The sequence below is a fragment of the Salinibacter altiplanensis genome, from assembly GCF_002894645.1.
Classification (GTDB): Bacteria; Bacteroidota; Rhodothermia; order Rhodothermales; family Salinibacteraceae; genus Salinibacter; species Salinibacter altiplanensis.
This window is the reverse complement of record NZ_NCQY01000025.1, coordinates 36,425-52,293: the sequence shown is the minus strand read 5'-3', so window position 1 is coordinate 52,293 and position 15,869 is coordinate 36,425. Positions and strand designations below refer to the sequence as shown.

The window sequence follows — 15,869 nt, the reverse complement described above, 5'->3', positions numbered from 1 at the left end:
CGAGTGGGGAACGCTGGCAGAATGGACCGGTGCACACCACGTCGTGCAGACGCTCTGCCATCCCCCCACCGCATTCCGTTCACGTCCCCAACCCCCAGATGCTGCTTTCAAAAAGCTGCGAGTACGGACTGCGCGCAATGCTGTACTTGGGGACCCTCGAGAATGATGAGGGGTCGGAAGGGGAAGACGACGGCTCCGCCCCCACCCGTGAGTATGTTTCGATTCAAACCGTTAGCGACGACCTGGAGATTGGCTTCTCGTTTCTGACAAAGGTATTTCAACAGCTCAACGACGCGGGACTTCTGACGTCGAAGCGGGGACCGGGCGGCGGGGTTGCGCTGACTCGTGCTCCGGAGGCCATTGGCCTCTACGAGATTGTCGTCGCGATCGACGGGGCCGACCTGTTTGAGGAGTGCGTGCTGGGCCTGCCGGGCTGTGGGGAGGCCGAGCCGTGTCCCCTCCACGAGCACTGGACCGAGGAGCGTGACCGTATGAAGACGACCTTTCAGCAGACGACGCTGAGCGAAGTGCCGGACGTGCGCCTAACGCCGTTCGTCAAAGACATGACGGAGGCCGAAGAGGCCTCGGCGTAGACCGACTCTGTGGCTTACACGAGCCGGTCGCGGATCGCGGAGGCGTAGGAGCGGCTCACGCGGACGGTGGTGCCGTCGTCGAGCACGGCCTTGTACCCGCCCGAGCCGTCGCTGTAGAGGTGGTCGATGGCCGGGAAGGCGAGAATGTGAGAGCGATGGACCCGCATGAACTGCGCCGAGGCAAGGCGGTCGTCCAACTCGCCGATGCCCATCGACGACAGGTAGGTCGCCTCGTCGGTGTGGAGCTTCGAGTAGTCGCCCGCCGCTTCGATCCACCGAATATTGTCGGGGTCGACGGGGATGATTTTGTCGCCGTGGCGCACGTACAGCCGTTCGGGCGATTCCTCGGCGTCGGTCCTGGCCTCCTGCAGCAGCGCCGCCAACTGGTCGGCATACGCGTCGTCGCCCCGATCGTGGCGCTCCAGCGCCCGCTCCACGGCGGTCTGGAAGCGGGCCCTGGTGTACGGCTTCAAGAGATAGTCGACCGCTCCCGCCTCGAAGGCCGCAATTGCGTACTCGTCGTAGGCGGTGGAGAAGATGATGTCCGGCAGTGTGTCGATCCGCTCCAGCACGTCGAAGCCGTCGAGGCCGGGCATCTGCACGTCGAGGAAGACGAGATCGGGGGCCGTCTCGTTGATGGCCTCTATGGCCTCGCGTCCGTTTCCGCACTCGCCAATCGCCTCGATGCGGTCCACGTCCTCCAGGTATTCCTGGATCAGGGTGCGGGCGGGCGGCTCGTCGTCGACGATGAGGGCTTGCACAGGTAGGGAATGAAGGTTGGAAAGAGGGAAGGGGCAGTGCAGAGAGGCCGTCAGGCGTCGGTGCCGTCTTTGGGGATGGAGAACCAGACTTTAAAGCCGGTGGGATTGTTTTCGGCGGTGTGGAGGGCAGCGTCGGGGCCGTAGGTGCGTTCCAGGCGCGTGCTCGTGGTGGCGAGGCCGGTGCCCTCCGTCGAGCCCGAAAGCGGGTCGTCGGCGTTGGGGCCCACGCCGGTGTCCTCCACGTGCACGTCGAGTTCGTCGTTCTCGGCAGTCACCTCGACCGTCACGGAGCCGCCGTCCTCGCTTGGGGCAATGCCGTGGCGGAGCGCATTTTCCACGAGGGGCTGCAGCACCATCGGCGGCACCGGCGTGCCCAGCGCGTCCTCGTCGGCGTTCACGTTCACCTGGGCCTCCAGCCGATCCGAAAAGCGGTGCCGTTCCAGGTCGAGGTACCGGCGGGTGAAGTCGATCTCGTCCCGCAGCGGAACGACTTCGCGGTCCGGGCCCTCAAGGGCGTACCGCATCATGTCGGAGAGCCTCGCGATCATTTCTCGGGCCTGTTCCGGATCCCGGCGGAGCGTTGCGCTGATTGAGTTCAGGGTGTTGAACAAGAAGTGCGGATTGACCTGGGCCTTGAGGGCGGCGAACTGTTGCTCGCGGGCCATGGCCAAAAGCTCGGTGGCCTGCCGCTCCTTCTGCCGGAGGCGCTGGACGTTGCGGACCAGGTGGTAGAGGGCAAACTGGATGGCGTAGACCGTAAGGTTGGCGAACAGGATCCATTGGTACTGGGCCTCAATCTCCGCCGCGATGCTGGGGGCAAACACGGCCCGAACAACAAACAGGTACGACTCGAGGCCGCCCCAGGCGTAGAGAGGACCGAGGATCAGGTGCACGCCGAGTGTCCCCCCCCAGTGCGTGCGATCCATCTCGCGCACCGTGATCCACCAGACCGGTACGCTGTAGAGGCCGAGCACGAGGACGAACGTAAGCTGCCCGGCAAGAAGACCAACGAAGGGGGCGTTGGGCTCCTGCCGGGCGATGAAAAACGCATAGAGGAACGCATAGAGCGTCCAGCCCGCCGCGGCCAGTCCGATCCCCGTCCAGGTGATGCGTGGCTTGGGTGGAGCTTGGGGGACGATGTCCTCCGGGGAGGCATCGAGGTCGGTTGAGGAGGGCACCGACGACATGTCTGCTCGGTGTGTTGGGAAGGAATCGTTTCGTCGAGATGCACTACGACCACTGGAAGGCCCACGCCGCCACGACGGTACTTGTAAGGCCCGTTCCTGCAAGCACGAGCGCGGCCGTTCCGTTCCACTGGCCGTGCAGCCAGGCGTCCTGCAGGAGGCGGGTGACGTGGGTGAGGGGCAGGGCGAGGCTCGCGGTTGTCAGCCAGTCGGGGAAGAGAAACTGCGGGATCGCCGCCCCCGAGAGGAACAGCATGGGAAAGAAGAGGGCCATCCCAACGGACTGCGCCGCGCGGGCCGTGGGCATCAGGGCCCCGAGCAGGAAGCCGAGGCTCAAGAAGGCGGTTCCGGTGAACAGCAGTGCACCGGTCGCTAGCAGGACGGAAGAGGGCAGGGGCACGTCGTACGTGAGTGCCGCGACGAGAAGAAGAACGGTGCTCACGACCAACATGAAGAGGTTCACGGCCGCTTGCGTGCCCAGCACCGTCGTGGGGCGGAGGGGCGTGACGCGGAACCGTCGCAGAATGCCCTGGTCGCGCTGCGTCGCCAGCGTGATGGGCAGGCTCAACAAGCTGAGGGCCCCAATCGTGAGGGCCACGTAGCCGGGAAGGGCGCGCGTGGTATAGCCGACGTTGCCGGGGGCGGAGGCCGGGCCGTTGCCGAAGATGGTCCCAAAGGCGAAGAGAAGCAGAAGGGGAAAGCCCAGCGTAAAGAAGGTCGCGGCCGGTTCCCGCAGGAAGAGCTTCGATTCGGTCCAGGTGAGCGTGAGGAAGGCCTTCATCGGCTTGGACGGATCGGTTGGACGAGACGGAGAATACGGGGGGATGGGAGCCGCTAGTCCCGAAGGTCGGGGGAAGAGGATGTGGGAAGCTGCGAGTCGTCAGTGAGGGTCAGGAAAACGTCTTCCAGGGTGGCGCGCTCGGCGTGCAGGTCGTTTGGGGAGACGTTCGCGTCGGCGAGACGGTGCACGACGGCCGTTAGGAGGTCATCCCCGCCCCGGGCCTGCACGTGGCCGTCCACGAGCTCCACGCTCTGTATGTCGTCCGCCGTACGCAGGGGATCGAGGTCGAAATCGGACGGAGCGTCGAACCAGACACGATACGAAGCGTCGAGCTCATCGATGAGGGCCGAGGGCGCATCGAGTGCCACGCAGCGCCCCTGATTCATCAGGGCCACCCGGTCGCAGAGGGCCTGCGCCTCGTCCATGAAGTGGGTCACCAGTACAACGGTCGTCCCGTTGGCCCGCACCTCGCGGAGACGATTTCGAACCTGATGACGGGCGTCGGGGTCGAGCCCCGTCGAGATTTCATCGAGGACGACAAGGTCTGGGTCGTGCACGAGCGCGAGGACGACAAACAGGCGCTGCTTCTGTCCACCCGACAATGAGGCGAACGAGGCGTGTTGTTTGTCGGCGAGGCCCCATCGGTCGAGGAGGGCCTCCGAGTCCGCAGTCGAGGGATAGAAAGACGCGAACAGGTTGATGGTCTCGCGGACGGTGATCCGGTCGGGGAGGGCCGACTCCTGGAGCTGAGTCCCCACTCGTTGGTAGAACGCCTGGGACGATGCCTCCTGTGGATCCATGCCGAGCACGCGCACGGTGCCCGCGTCCGGCTGTCGAAGGCCTAGCGCGCACTCGACGGCCGTGGTTTTGCCCGCGCCGTTCGGGCCGATGAGGCCGAAGATTTCCCCTTCTTCGACCGTCAGGGACAGATCGTCGACGGCGACCGTTGCGCCGTACGTTTTGCGGAGGGACTGGAAGGAAAGGGCAGACGACATGGGTCGGGGGGCGGATTGGCAGAAACGGATGGGATCGGGATCTCCCCAGGGAGCCGGGTCACGAGTGTGCAGGCACGAGTAGGCGGGTCATGAGTCAATGAGTGAATGACTGATGAGGACGTTCTGCTGCGCATCTGTGGTCGTAGAGGCGGGCTGTCAGCTCTGCTTCTCTTTGGCCTTCGGCAAGAGAATCTGCTTTACCCAGCCGTAATCGGGATTGAGGTCGAGGGCCCTCTCAAAGGCGCTGCGAGCCTGATCGTACCGCTCGGCGTCCATGTGGACAATGCCGATCCAGGCGTAGGCCTCGGCGTGCCCCCAGCTGGGCATCAGCGGGTCGTCGGTGGACTCCTGCTCGGCGAGGCGGGCGGCTTTCTTGAACTTCTTCAGGGCCTGCTCTTTGTCGCCGCCAAACATACTGGGTGTGTAGAAATCCGACGTGCCATCGACGATCCATACGCGCGGATTGTCGGGGCCACGCTCCTTCGCCTCGTTCATGGCCTCGCTGGATTTCGGGCCGAGAGACATGCCCTGCATCGGGGTCATCCCCATCATTTGGCCGTAGCAGCCCGAGAGCAGGGCCCACGCGTCGGCCATCGTCGCATCGATTTCCGTCGCGCGCTTGAGGTGACCAATGGCGTCTTCGATTACCGGCTCGCGCCGGTCCTCGTCGTCCTCGGGGATTTGGTTGATCATTCGGAAGTCGGCAAGGCCGATGTAGTAGTGCGCGAGTGCCCTGTTCTCGCTGTCGTCTGTTGCCCGTTCGGCGACGGCACGCGCCTGTTTCAAGGAGTCGATGGACCCTTTGTCGGTGGCCTCGCGGATGAGGCTCTTGGCCTGTCGGAGGAGCGAATCAGTCGTTGCCGTCGTGAGGCGGGCTCCACCGGCGGAGGCGGACGCCATCGGCGTGCTGGTCCCGCACGCGACGAGACCAATTAGCAGCAGGCACACGGTGAGGACGAGTGGGGTTTTTCGAAAGAGGGTCGGGGGTTTGAGCATAGAAATTGAGATTTGAGTTGAGGGTTTTGCGTTGTGGGTTTGTGTGGCGTGGGGCATGAGCAAATGAGTTATGAGGGGATGAGTCATGAGTGGGTTTTTGTGGTCGCCGCGAGCAGACCGAAGACCGTTCAGAGGGTGAGGGTAAGGCCGAAATAGACCGATCGTCGGAAGTTGGTGGTGCGGTAGCGGCGTTCAGCGTAGTCCGGGGTGTAGGTCACGTCGACGGCGTTGGCCCGGTCGAGCACGTTGTTGAGCGCCGCGTAGACGACCACGTTCTGCTGGCGGTTGAAGGGCCAGAAGTAGCTCACCTGCAGGTCGAGGCGGTGGTAGGCCGGAAGGCGCTCGCTGCCCACCGGCCCGTCTACCGGCAGGAGGGCGCCGGTGGGCGATCGATTGGTCTCCACGACAGGCGTGAAGGGCTGCCCGGTCGTGTAGCGGTACGTGCCGCCGATCCGGATCTGATCGACGACGCGGACCTTGCCCACCACCGTTGCCTGATGCGTGAGGTCGAAGGGGGCCGGTCCACTTTCAAGCGTCAGCTCCTCCGTTCCTTGATCCCGGGGCTGGGTGCGATGGGAGCGAAGCAGGCTGTACGAGGCCCAGCCGTTGAAGCGGGTCCCCAGGAACGATCCGTACTTGGCGAAGAGGTCGACGCCCCGCGCGACGCCCGTGCCGTCGGTTGCGTAGCGGGACGGCCCGGTGCGGACGACCAGGTCGCGGTACGGCTTGTGGTAGGCCTCGGCCCGCAGGAGCAGGTTCTCCTGCTCATGGCGCAGGCCCACCACCACGTGCTGCGCGCGCTGGGCGCCGAGTGTGTTTTCGCCGGCGTGCTCGCTGTAGGTGCTGAGCTCTGGGAACTGGTGGTAGAGGCCCCAGGCGGCCCGCAGCTGGGTGTGCGGCGCGATCCGCCAGGAGAGACTCACCCGTGGATCGACGACCGGCCGGCCCGCGCGGCCGTGGAGGTCGGTGCGGAGCCCGGCCCGGGCGACGAGCGACGAAAGAACGTTGGCCTCGATCTCGGCGTACCCACCGGCCCGCGTGGCCGGAACCAATTCGTCAATCGAACGCGTGGCGGCGCCAGGGGCCACTACGTCCGGCTGCGTCGGAACCGTGCCGTCGAACCGGTACCGCCGCCGCTCAAGGGTGCCGCCGGTGCGGAGCGTCCAGTCGTCGGCCCTGCGCGTGGCGTCGACGCGGAGCTTGGCGGCCTGGTCGGTAGGCGACAGGTCGAGTGCGCCGAGCGTCGTCGTCGACGTGTGTGCGTTCCAGGAGGCGCTCGACTCCACGGTCCACCCGCGTGCCCGGGTCGTCCACTGCAGGTTGTAAAGCTGGTTTGTCGTCTCGCCACGGTAGACACCGGAGTACGTGCCCTCCGTCGTCTCCACGCCGATGCGGTTGTGGCGGGCGAAGACGAAGAGCTTGAGCTGTCCGGCGGGGCCGTAGTCCCAGGTCAGGCCCAGGCTGCCGTCCAGGCCCTGCGGCACGGTGGCGTAGTCCCTGCGCTGGCCGTTGACGCGGAAGAGGAGGCCGGTAAACGAGCGGTTGCCGGAGAGCCGGAGGCCGAACTTGTCTTCCACGAGCGGCTGGTCGAGGGAGACGGACGCGGCGGCAAGGCCGAGGTTCACATACCGGCTGGATTCCTGGGGGCGATCCTTCGACTCCATCGCGAGGACGCCGGAGAGCGCGTTGCCGTACTGGGCTGAGAAGCCGCCCGTGGCAAGTGTGGTGCCGTCGACGAGGAAGGGGCGCACGGCGCCGAACGACCCACCCGCTGGGGACTCGTAGCGGTACGGACGATGAACCGTTGCCTGATCGAGGAGCGTTTTGGTCTCGGACACGTCGCCGCCACGTACAAAGAGGCCGGCGCCGTCTCCCGGCGCGGCCACGCCCGGGAGCGACTGCAGTGCGCGGAAAAGATCCCCGGCGGCGCCCGGCGTCGTCACCGCTTCGGTCGAGCCCAAGGTGGACTCCGCGGGCGATCCGGTCGAGAAGGCCTCGCCGGTCACGACGGCCCCGTCAAGCTCAACGCTTTCGGCCCGGAGGATGAGGCGGACGGTGGTCGTGTCTCCGGCCTGGAGGTGGAGAGAGCGCTCCACGGGATCGTAGCCGACGGCCGAAACCCGTAGGACAACCGATCCGGTGCGTTTCGTGTCGAGGCGGAAGCGGCCGTCCTCCCCGGCGGCGGTGCCGATGGTCGTTCCTTTGAGCTGCACGTTGGCGTAGGGCACACCGACGGCGTCCTGCGCGTCCTGTACCCGGCCTTTCACGACCGTGGGCTGCGCCGAGGCTACGGCAGGAATGAGCGCAAGCACGACGGCGAGTCCCCCAATGAACCGGAGACACATGGTGAGACTGGCGGTTGAGGATCAGGTCATCCGCGATGGGATCCTCACCTATTCGGCGCCCGGGGCTTGCGTTTGGGGACCCTCGACGAGCCGCGTCTGCCCTCGTTGGGCCGTGCGTTGCGCCGACGAACGAGTGGGAGGCTCGATACCGAGAAGCACCATCAAAAAAGAAAGGCCGACCCGCCGGATGGCGGATCGGCCCGACACAGATCAAATGGGGGCCACCCTAGGCGACGACTTCCGCCTGTTCTTCGGGGACCGGCATGGCCTCGAAGCGTATCTCCTGGTCCCCCGGGTACGGATCGTGGTGGTCGTGCTGGTTTCGCCAGATTTCCTCCGGGATGCCCTCCGGAAACGCCTCGCAGATCGCCTCCTCGTCACGATCGCGGTCAAGATGCGTACAGGCCTTACACAGTGATTCGATGTCGTGAGCCACGGCTGCCACCCCTGTATTTATGAAATTAGTAATGAGATCTGTCATGCGAATGGCAGAGAAACGAATGGGATCCGCGGCCAACCAAGTTTAGAGGCAGTCTAAATGTACTCCAACCCCCGCGTGGGCGACTCACAGCGCAGAAACCGGATCGACTTCGCCCGAAACCTCACAGAGACGGGTTGCGTAGAGCGTTGATAGTATATTATTTAGACTCCGTCTAAACAAATAACCCCCAACCCACCAACAGTATCATGCAACTGGAGGAGATCGAGCGCCAGGCCCCTGTCGATTTTTCGGTGTGCGACCGTCCCGGGCAGGCGTGTTACAAGTACTGTCTCCGGGGCAAGGGATGTGCCCTCGGCGTGCTCTTCGAGACCTCGGCCTGCGTGTGCTTCGAGTGGCTCACCGAGAATGGGCAGGTGGTAGACTACCGGCCGGAGCTGCGCTACAAGGCATGGCCCAAGCGCACGGTTGCCCGTCTCGTGAGCGAGGGCTGGTGGGAGCCAGAGCCGGCGACGCCCGATGCGCTCCCTGCCTAGTCGTCGGCGTGGAGGGACCGTGCCTGCTCACCGGTGGCCGGCGGAAAGACGGGCACGCGAGGCATCTGGGCCCAGAGCGCCAATCGGACACGGACGCACTCAAAACTGGGTTCAACTTGTATTTGGGGGCCGAGCAGCAGCGATGGCCTGAACGCCGACTCCGATTTCGGGCGGCCGTCCTGCCCCAGCCCTCGACCACGGGCTGCGTCTTCGACCTCTCGATGCTCGCTCTCCCGACCCAAAATCAAAATAGGGTCCTAGTCCGTGGGGTCAGTCGAGGGCTGACGCGTCCGACTGGCAACGTCGGAATGTTCAGAAGACGTGTCGCTGGGCCCGGTGGGCCCTTGTCGTTCGGGGCCATCCTCGACGATCACGGGCTCAAATCCGGCCTGTTGAATCATCTGGTAGTCCTCCGATTCCCCCTGGCCTCCGGTGGTCAGGTATCCGTCGGTGAAGAAAGAGTTTGCGGCGTACAGGGCCAAGGGCTGCATCTGGTCGAGCACGACCTCGCGTCCGCCAGCCATTCGGATGTCCGCCTCCGGGTGGACGAGCCGAAACATCGCGAGGGCTTTCAGGCACTCCTGTGGGCGCACCTTCTCCACGTCCTCTAGCGGGGTGCCGGAGCGGGGGTGTAGGAAGTTCACCGGGACCGACTCAACCCCGATCTCGCGGAGTGCCATGGCCAGGTCGACCCAGTCCTCACGGGACTCGCCAAGCCCGATGATTCCCCCGCAGCACGCCTCCATGCCGGCAGCCTTGGCCCGGTTAACAGTCTCAACCCGGTCGATCCACTCGTGGGTCGACACCACGTTTTCGAAGTGACTGGAGGAGGTCTCCAAGTTGTGGTTGTACCGATCCACGCCCGCCTCTGCAAGTTGCTGGGCCTGTTCTGCGTCGAGCAGCCCGAGGGAGGCACACACGTCCATCGGGTACTTCTCCTTGATGCGACGCGTGGCCTCACAGACGACATCGACCTCGCTGGAATGGGGCCCCCGAGTCGCGGTCACGATGCAATAGGTAACCGCCCCCTTGTCCCAGGCTTCTTCGGCCCCCTCGACGATCGTGTCTACCCGCTGCATCCCGTACTGGGCGGGCTCACTGTCGAACTTGAGGGACTGGCTGCAGAACGCGCAATCCTCGGGGCAGACGCCGCTTTTGGCGTTCTGAAGAACGTGGATGCGCACACGCCGCCCGTGATGGTGCCGTCGCACGCGGAAGGCAGCGTCGAGGAGGGCGAGCACCTCATCGTCGTCGGCATGCACGACCCTGAGCGCCTGTGAGGAGGAGAGAGGAGGGCCCTCTAGCGCTTGTGTGGCGAGGGCGGTCCAGTCTGTCATGGACACCGGGGGATTGTTCACGAAAAAGGCGGGGCCCGGCGGACGGTCGATCCCTCCGTTTGCCACCGGGGGCGCGTGGCGTCTGGCCCCGAAGCTGTTTTGTCCGGGGCTGGAACTCTCATTTCGAAGAGAATCTGAGTCTATCTTCAGGACTGTCCCCAAAAAATACAACCGAACGCACAGGGGAAGACGACAATTTCCAGTTGAAGTTTGGGGCGCGACCAGTGCGGACCGACGGTGGAAAAGAGGTCCTCGTGTTCGTGCGGAGGGAAGGGAAAGAGCCACTTTTTGAAGTGGCTTGGCGGATGCCAGGCGCATCAGGTCCGTTGATGGATCACGCGACAGGGCCGAATCGAGATCACGATCACCCGAGAGCGATCACAAACCCGACGGCCGCTGCAATGGCTGAGACAACCGCGAGAAGCAGGAGCCGATAGAATGGAAGCGGATCGTCGGCCGTCGGGTCCTCCGGCAGGCTGCCTTCCAAAACGGGGAGGGGCGGGGCCGAGCCGGCGTCGTCGACAATGAGGCAGCCCACCTTTTGGGGATGGTCCTGCACCCAGGTCCCGGCGGGGACCCCCACGAGAATCCAGAGAATGAGGACGTCCCCAGCCGCGGCCACGAGCATCAAAAACCCGTAGAACGTTGCTGACCAGCTGCCTGTCCCCAGGCCGACGAGCAGTGGGCTCGCGCCGAGCACGAGGCCGGGAAGAGCAAGGGTACGTCGGTACGAGCGGGCCCGGGTGGGAACGAGACACTGCGCGAAGGGAGTGAGGGCCGCCCAGTGCATGCCAAACTGGACGTCCCGCCACGAGGCACCTCCCCATACGTGACCGAGGCCGTGGAGGGCCTCATGGAGCCCCACGCCGGCCGCAAAGGCAAAGAGGAACAGTAGAATGCCGCCCGTGTCGGTAGGGAACGGCGGATCGGGCAATCCCCAGAGTGCAAGGTACGGCCCGATGGACAAGAGGGCGATGGGGGCCAGAAGAGCAGCGCCCCGAATCTGGGCTTGGGTCGGGGGCAAAACGGCGTGACGCGGTGAACGCGGGCCGTCGGCGGACGAGCGCGGATCAGAGCTGCTGATGAGAGCGAGCGGATTGCGTGAACGGTAGCGGAGAGACAACGTCCGCCCTGTACCCGAGAACTTCTGGGTTGTAAACGGTCAAAAAGCATACCAAAATTCCTCTCTCCTCTCCCCGATAGTTTTACGGGAAAGGATTGGAACGACCGTGCCCGCGGGAATTTCGATGAGGAGCGTGACCGCCCTGTGCCCGGCGGTCGTCGCATTCGAAAGTCACTTCGTTCTCCCCTCCGTCCCATACGCCTGTCCGTCCGATGCGTGTGACCCTGATGCAGGTCGAAGTTCAGGTCGTCCCCTTCGGCTCCGGGGAGTGTGAAGACCGCTGGGACTTGTTCTCGGGCCCGGACCTTTACTACAAGGCATACGATCCGGAGGGGGCGTGCCTGCACGCCAGTGCAGTGGTCGACGATGTGGAGCCCCAGGACCTACCGGTGACGCTGGACGCCGAGTTTGCCGTGGAAGCGTCGGGCTGGCACCGTCTGCAATTGCTGGACGCCGATCTGATTGAGGACGAGGTTGTTGGGGCCGTGGACTTTGCCCCGGACCGAATTCTGAACGGAAGTCCGGCGTCCGCGCCGGCCCGGACCGTTCGTCTGAGTGATGGAGACGTTACTCTACAGCTGACGCTGGAGTGGACGACGGATTCGTCGTAGCCCCAGCGCGGCCCCCTGGGACGGGTACGGGCAACGAGACTGAGAGAAGATGGAATGGTAATTGCGCTTCTCGTGCGTCCGGGAAGTGAGTCCTCGATAGGGCCCAGAACGCAAAAGACGGAAGTACAAAATACACTCAGAAGCTGTTTGGTGGATTGATGTTCAGCCGACACGAGCGTAGCGACTGACGAGGCCCAGCCGAGTACACACAGTGGGCGAAGCTGCAAAATGGTGCCCAAATGAGTCTCTGTAGTGAGTCTCTGTAATGAGTCTCTGTAGCGAGGGCCGAGCAGGAGCGAGGTCATGCCCGTGGGGAGCTACCGGGCGAATGCAGAAGCCATCTTGCGCTGGGAGCGCAGCGACCAAGTACTTCCGGGGGGGCCACAGAGCATCCGCCAAACAACTTCTCACACGCAGCCTTCCTCGTTTGACCGACAGGCCGGACGTCACCGAGACGCCCGCAGAAAAGGGCCTTTTCCGTTCGGTCCAGCTCGCGCGGACATTCCCTGGGAGAACTCTGTTCTGTCACCCATCGTCGCAGATTCCGGCCCATGTCTTTGTCCGTTCCACTGGGGGGCCCTGTGTTCTGGTACCTGATGGCGTTCGCTGCCGCGACCATCGTGTGCCTGGGGGCCGCCTGGCGGGCCTGGTACATCCCGTACGCCGGCACGCGCAAGAGCCTGGGCGTGTTTTTCCTTTCGAGTGCGGGGTGGGCGGCCGCGTACATTGGGTTTCTCCTTTCAGCCTCTTCCCTTGCGAAGCATTTCTTCTACCAGGCAAGCCTAATTGTAGGATTTGGCACCGTGTGGGCATGGCTGTGGTTCTGCTCCGCCTACACCGGACGAGCGCTCCACCGCAATGCTTCGGCCCGGTGGTTTGCGATTATCGTGTACGGGGGTGTCACCCTGCTGAAGATGACAAATCCCTTCCACCACCTCTACTACACACTGGAGCCGAGCCAGGGAGCCTTCGGGTTCGTCGTCCGCCATGGGCTCCTCTACTGGGTCGTGATGGGGGGAGCTTATGCGTTGGCGACGGCCGGCTACCTGATGTTGTTCGAGATGTTCTGGAAGACGGAGACCCGAACAGGGCCGCTGGCGGCGCTCACGGCACTGACGGCGGCTCCGGCCGTCCTCAACATCATGGGACACATCAACCCCGCGATTCAAGAAATCACCCACGAACCGCTGGGCGTGGCCGTGTTTGCGATCGGTGTCCTGCTCGTGTACAGCTACCAGTTCCAGGCCGTCCGCCTGGCGGGAAGCCTTTCGGCCCCCACCATCATGCTCAGTGCCGACGGGCGAATCAAGGACTACGGGCGGCGGATCATCGAACTGTTTCCGAAGATGGAGGACCGATCGGCGATTGGAGAGCCCCTCGGGGCGGCCCTGCCGGAACTGGCACAGAAGCTCGAGCAGGATCGCCCTTTGCTGAAAACCACCGACGGGGCGGCCCCGCGGTACTACCGAATCGTCGAGACGAGCCTGGGGGCCACCGGCGGGAGCGATGTGGTGGTGTTCTCCGACATTACCGAGCGGGAGCGGCGGGAGCGGGCCCTGCGCGACCGGCAAGAAAAGGTGGAAGCCCTCTACGCGACGATCAGTCAGCTGCTGCGAGCCCAAGACAGAGAAGAGGCGGGCAGGGTGGTGCTCCGTCTCGTGAACGAGGTGTTCGGGTATCCGCTGGTGAGCATCCGATTTGCCGACGATGGGCAGCTGGTGCCGGTGCAGGACTCCCCGCAGATCTCGGAGCACATGCCGGCCCAGCGCCCTCCCGTTGACGTCGATGGGGACAGCCTTCTTGCGGAGGTGTATCGGGACGGAGAGCCGCTGGTGGTCGACGACCTGCACGCCGTGGACACCGAACTGGACTACGGGGCGGCCCGCGCCGCGGTCTGCTTCCCGATGGGGAGCCACGGAACCATCGCGGCCGCCGACCTGGAGGAGGAGGGAATCGATCCGTTTGAACACCGCCTGCTCGATGTGCTTGCGGCCCACGCTGCCGTTGTGCTCGATCGGCTCGACCAGGAAGAGACGCTCCGGACGGCGAAGGAGGTGGCCGAGGAGGCAAGTCAGATGAAGTCAGCCCTCCTGGCCAACACGAGTCACGAGTTTCGCACGCCCCTGACGTCCATTATCGGATTTGCGGAAGAGATCAGCACAATGGCCGAAGATGATGCCTCCCCGATCGGTCGGTTTGCCGATCACATCGAAAGCAGCGGGCACCGCCTGCTTGACACCCTCGATGCGCTCCTGAACCTCTCGCGCCTGCAAGGGGGAGACCTGGTGCGCTCCCCAGAGCCCACCGACATGATCACCGTCGTCGAAGAGGCCACCGATCAGTTCTATCCTGAAGCCGCAGAGAAAGACATCACGCTCCGAATGGAGGCGAATGGAGCCCCGGTCTGGACGCGGGCGGACCGCGAGGGGCTTCGGATCGCACTGCAGAACCTGATCTCCAACGCGGTAAAGTACACGGAGGCTGGGGGGAGTGTATGGATCCGCACCCGGGCGGGAGAGGAGACCGCGGTTCTAGAAGTTGAGGACACGGGGGTGGGCATGGATCCAGGGCAGACCGACGCGTTGTTTGAGCCCTTTCGGCAAGAGTCGGAAGGCATGGGCCGCAAGTATGAAGGCACGGGGCTCGGCCTGGCGGTGACGAAGGAGGCGGTCGAACAGATGGGGGGGACCATCGAGGTGCAAACGGAGAAGGGGGAGGGCTCTTGTTTTACCGTGCGCCTTCCGGGGGCAAATGCGCCCGAGACGGTGGGGGCCTAGACCGGCTATTCCCAAACCCGACAGGGGACAACACCTTCTGGCCGAACGTTCCGCCTCCCTCACACCCGCAGGGAACCAGCCCGGCATCACGTCGATGTGAGACTCATCTTGAGTTTCGCCCGTGCCGGTCAAGCCACTCAAAACTGGGGAACACATAGCGCCTTGTCATAGAGAATTCGCACGTGGGACGTGTTGAGTGTGCACCCGCGTGTTTACATTTCGCCGTGTTCGTACACTACGTAGAAGGACTTCGACCGCCCGTGAGTATTCTTGCCGTAGGGACCGTTGCCTTCGACTCCATCGACACGCCGTTTGGGTCCGCCGAGCGCGTGCTGGGGGGCAGTGCCTCCTACCTAACACTCGCCGCCCACCATTTTTGTGACGACGTCCGCCTCGTGGGCGTCGTGGGGGGCGACTTCCCCGATGAATACCGCCAGATGCTGGCCGACGGTGGGGTGGACCTCGAGGGCCTTGAGGTCGAGGAAGACGGAGAGACGTTCTTCTGGCACGGCGAGTATCACTACGACATGAACGAGCGGGACACGCTCGACACGCAGCTCAATGTTCTCGCCTCGTTCGAGCCGGAGCTTCCGGAGAGCTACCTGGACAGTGACATCGTGTGCCTCGGCAATCTGGAGCCGGGCATCCAGCGTGACGTGCTGGACCAAGTGGACGACCCGGGGTTCGTGATGGCCGACACAATGAACTACTGGATTGAGAACACGCCGGACAGCCTCCGAACGACCCTCTCGCGGGTCGACTGCTTTGTGATTAACGACGCCGAAGCCCGTGAGCTGGCGGACGAGCCGAATCTGGTTCGGGCGGCGTCACAGATTCGCGACATGGGTCCTGAGACGCTCATCATCAAGAAGGGCGAGCACGGCGCACTCCTCTTCACCGACCACTCGGTCTTCAGCGCACCCGCGTACCCGCTGGAGGACATCCAGGACCCCACAGGGGCGGGCGACGCATTTGCGGGCGGGCTTGCCGGGCACTTGTACCAGTCCGGCGGTTTCAATCAGGAGGTCCTTCGCCGCGGGGTGGTCTACGGAAGTGTGATTGCCTCCTTCGTGGTGCAGCGCTACGGTCCCGACAAACTGCTCGACCTCACTCGGACCGACATTGCTGAGCGCGCCCACTCGTTCCGTGAACTGGCTGCCATTCCCCAACTGGTGCCGTTTGACAAGCCGCTGGCGTAGCACGTTGAGGCTTGAGGCGCTGTCTGAACGACTGCTTATATCCCCCCTCGGAGACTTCTCGGTCGCACCCGTTCCTGCGCTTCGACTTCGTGGCCCCGTTCGCGGCCCCGGGCAGCATGGGTGCTTCACTCATCCGGTGGCGCCGCTGCCGGATGCACGCGAGGGCACCCGTCGTCCGTGGCGTCTCGGCTT

Annotated in this window: 14 protein-coding genes; 5 read left to right on the top strand and 9 right to left on the bottom strand. The window is 64.3% G+C overall.

Going from position 1 to position 15,869, the window contains the following annotated elements; all coding sequences use genetic code 11:
- Window positions 1–98 precede the first annotated feature (98 nt).
- Window positions 99–593 carry an RrF2 family transcriptional regulator gene (locus tag B7R93_RS11775; RefSeq protein WP_198598668.1) on the top strand — a complete coding sequence of 165 codons (495 nt, stop codon included), beginning with the start codon at window positions 99–101 and terminating at the stop codon, window positions 591–593.
- A gap of 14 nt (window positions 594–607) precedes the next feature.
- Here B7R93_RS11775 and B7R93_RS11770 read toward each other — a convergent pair whose 3' ends face one another.
- From B7R93_RS11770 to B7R93_RS11740, 7 genes are all read right to left on the bottom strand, one after another.
- Window positions 608–1,354 (bottom strand): LytR/AlgR family response regulator transcription factor, encoded by a 747-nt coding sequence (locus tag B7R93_RS11770; protein WP_103020951.1) that lies wholly within the window; start codon window positions 1,352–1,354, stop codon window positions 608–610.
- 50 nt (window positions 1,355–1,404) lie between these two features.
- A complete protein-coding gene (locus B7R93_RS11765; protein WP_103020950.1) occupies window positions 1,405–2,541 on the bottom strand; it encodes a sensor histidine kinase in 1,137 nt (378 codons plus the stop codon).
- Window positions 2,542–2,584: 43 nt separating this feature from the next.
- Complete coding sequence (locus B7R93_RS11760; protein ID WP_198598667.1) at window positions 2,585–3,319, bottom strand: ABC transporter permease; 735 nt, start codon at window positions 3,317–3,319, stop codon at window positions 2,585–2,587.
- 53 nt (window positions 3,320–3,372) lie between these two features.
- Window positions 3,373–4,314: an ABC transporter ATP-binding protein gene (locus tag B7R93_RS11755; protein WP_103020949.1), complete on the bottom strand. Its 942-nt coding sequence runs from the start codon at window positions 4,312–4,314 to the stop codon at window positions 3,373–3,375.
- A 156-nt stretch (window positions 4,315–4,470) separates the two neighbouring features.
- Window positions 4,471–5,310 carry a tetratricopeptide repeat protein gene (locus B7R93_RS11750; RefSeq protein ID WP_103020948.1) on the bottom strand — a complete coding sequence of 280 codons (840 nt, stop codon included), beginning with the start codon at window positions 5,308–5,310 and terminating at the stop codon, window positions 4,471–4,473.
- Window positions 5,311–5,438: 128 nt separating this feature from the next.
- Complete coding sequence (locus B7R93_RS11745) at window positions 5,439–7,655, bottom strand: TonB-dependent receptor (RefSeq protein ID WP_103020947.1); 2,217 nt, start codon at window positions 7,653–7,655, stop codon at window positions 5,439–5,441.
- A 226-nt stretch (window positions 7,656–7,881) separates the two neighbouring features.
- The gene (locus tag B7R93_RS11740; RefSeq protein WP_103020995.1) at window positions 7,882–8,091 is read right to left on the bottom strand and encodes a hypothetical protein; all 210 of its coding nucleotides are present in this window, start codon (window positions 8,089–8,091) and stop codon (window positions 7,882–7,884) included.
- Between the two features lie 251 nt (window positions 8,092–8,342).
- Here B7R93_RS11740 and B7R93_RS11735 point away from each other — a divergent pair, with 251 nt between their 5' ends.
- Window positions 8,343–8,630, top strand: a complete 288-nt coding sequence (locus B7R93_RS11735; protein WP_103020946.1) for a hypothetical protein — start codon at window positions 8,343–8,345, stop codon at window positions 8,628–8,630.
- Between the two features lie 257 nt (window positions 8,631–8,887).
- On the opposite strand, the gene bioB is transcribed toward B7R93_RS11735, so the two are convergent.
- Window positions 8,888–9,967, bottom strand: coding sequence for a biotin synthase BioB (gene bioB / locus B7R93_RS11730; RefSeq protein ID WP_103020994.1), 1,080 nt, complete (start codon window positions 9,965–9,967; stop codon window positions 8,888–8,890).
- A gap of 364 nt (window positions 9,968–10,331) precedes the next feature.
- On the bottom strand, window positions 10,332–10,991 hold the full coding sequence (locus B7R93_RS11725) for a DUF3267 domain-containing protein (protein WP_157942280.1): 660 nt from the start codon (window positions 10,989–10,991) through the stop codon (window positions 10,332–10,334).
- Window positions 10,992–11,302: 311 nt separating this feature from the next.
- Here B7R93_RS11725 and B7R93_RS11720 point away from each other — a divergent pair, with 311 nt between their 5' ends.
- From B7R93_RS11720 to B7R93_RS11710, 3 genes are all read left to right on the top strand, one after another.
- On the top strand, window positions 11,303–11,701 hold the full coding sequence (locus B7R93_RS11720) for a hypothetical protein (RefSeq protein ID WP_232798373.1): 399 nt from the start codon (window positions 11,303–11,305) through the stop codon (window positions 11,699–11,701).
- 551 nt (window positions 11,702–12,252) lie between these two features.
- Window positions 12,253–14,478 (top strand): sensor histidine kinase, encoded by a 2,226-nt coding sequence (locus tag B7R93_RS11715; RefSeq protein ID WP_103020944.1) that lies wholly within the window; start codon window positions 12,253–12,255, stop codon window positions 14,476–14,478.
- Window positions 14,479–14,738: 260 nt separating this feature from the next.
- A complete protein-coding gene (locus B7R93_RS11710) occupies window positions 14,739–15,677 on the top strand; it encodes a PfkB family carbohydrate kinase (protein ID WP_103020943.1) in 939 nt (312 codons plus the stop codon).
- The last annotated feature ends 192 nt before the right edge of the window (window positions 15,678–15,869 follow it).

Bases quoted from the DNA above. Each gene is read 5' to 3' on its own strand.
- B7R93_RS11720 (WP_232798373.1), top strand. From the start codon at position 11,303: ATGCGTGTGACCCTGATGCAGGTCGAAGTTCAGGTCGTCCCCTTCGGC.
- B7R93_RS11745 (WP_103020947.1), bottom strand. From the start codon at position 7,655: ATGTGTCTCCGGTTCATTGGGGGACTCGCCGTCGTGCTTGCGCTCATT.
- B7R93_RS11765 (WP_103020950.1), bottom strand. From the start codon at position 2,541: ATGTCGTCGGTGCCCTCCTCAACCGACCTCGATGCCTCCCCGGAGGAC.
- B7R93_RS11715 (WP_103020944.1), top strand. From the start codon at position 12,253: ATGTCTTTGTCCGTTCCACTGGGGGGCCCTGTGTTCTGGTACCTGATG.
- B7R93_RS11755 (WP_103020949.1), bottom strand. From the start codon at position 4,314: ATGTCGTCTGCCCTTTCCTTCCAGTCCCTCCGCAAAACGTACGGCGCA.
- B7R93_RS11735 (WP_103020946.1), top strand. From the start codon at position 8,343: ATGCAACTGGAGGAGATCGAGCGCCAGGCCCCTGTCGATTTTTCGGTG.
- B7R93_RS11750 (WP_103020948.1), bottom strand. From the start codon at position 5,310: ATGCTCAAACCCCCGACCCTCTTTCGAAAAACCCCACTCGTCCTCACC.
- B7R93_RS11775 (WP_198598668.1), top strand. From the start codon at position 99: ATGCTGCTTTCAAAAAGCTGCGAGTACGGACTGCGCGCAATGCTGTAC.
- B7R93_RS11760 (WP_198598667.1), bottom strand. From the start codon at position 3,319: ATGAAGGCCTTCCTCACGCTCACCTGGACCGAATCGAAGCTCTTCCTG.
- bioB (WP_103020994.1), bottom strand. From the start codon at position 9,967: ATGACAGACTGGACCGCCCTCGCCACACAAGCGCTAGAGGGCCCTCCT.